Origin of the sequence: Roseomonas genomospecies 6, assembly GCF_008365375.1 — a bacterium.
Classification (GTDB): Bacteria; Pseudomonadota; Alphaproteobacteria; order Azospirillales; family Azospirillaceae; genus Azospirillum.
On sequence record NZ_QOKW01000089.1, the window covers coordinates 1 to 943 of the forward strand.

The 943-nt window shown below is 66.9% G+C and carries 1 protein-coding gene; it reads right to left on the reverse strand.

Annotated features, from left to right (window positions below; genetic code table 11):
* Positions 1–855 (reverse strand): IS5 family transposase gene (locus DS843_RS30890; RefSeq protein WP_286192421.1). Its coding sequence is split into 2 segments (ribosomal slippage), with 856 coding nucleotides annotated over them: positions 1–480 and positions 480–855; the frame shifts between segments, so codons are not numbered across the junction. This gene is flagged as partial in the annotation.
* Positions 856–943 lie beyond the last annotated feature (88 nt).

The window sequence follows — 943 nt, forward strand, 5'->3', positions numbered from 1 at the left end:
ACAGCCCGTTTCGGAAGTCCGGTGAAAGCAGTCGCCTGCGGTTTGGGTGGACGAGGCGGTGCAGCATGATCCTGATGGCGGCGAGGGTAACCATGGCCTCGGCGACGTCGGTGCGTTCCTCGTAATCCTTGGACAAGCGTCGCCACCGTCCGAGCCACCCGAAGGATCGTTCGACCACCCAGCGGCGGGGAACGAGGATGAAGCCGCCCCCGGCGATGCGCCGGACGATGATCAGCGTCAGCCCGAGCAGGAAACAGGCGAGGATCACCGGCATCCGATTGTAGATGCTGTCGGCGAAGATGGCGCGCAGCCAGCAGTAGAGCCGCTTGATCCGCGTCAGCAGCGCTCCGGCGCTGTCGGCGTCCTGGATGTTGGCGGCGTGGACGAGGACGCCGAGCAGGAAGCCCGAGGTGTCGACGGCGATGTGACGCTTGCGGCCCTTGATCTTCTTGGCCGCGTCAAAGCCGCGCACGCCCCTTTTTCCGTCGTTTTGACGCTCTGGGTGTCGAGGATGGCGGCCGAGGGCGTCGGATCGCGGCCCTCCTGCTCGCGCAGCATCACCACCAGATGGTGGCGCAGGGCCTCCCACACGCCGGCTTCCAGGAAGGCCCGGAAGTAGCGGTAGACCGTGGGCCAGGGCGGGAAGGCCGGCGGGGGCGGAAGATGGCGCCATTGGCAGCCGGTCCGTACCACATAGAACAGGGCGTCCAGCAGCCGGCGCATGTCCGTGCTGCGGGGCCGTCCACCGGGCTTGGCTGAAGGAATCAGGGGCTCGATCAGGCGGTACTGATCATCGCTCAGGGCTTGGCCGGCGCCGTAATCGCCAACCAGCCGGCGGTCCTCGGGCGTCCACATCAGCGGCCTCCGGCAGGGTGTGTGTTCCCTGCCAACAGCCGTTACGTCAGACCCTCACCCCGTCAGTGCGACTTTCGAAACGGGCTGT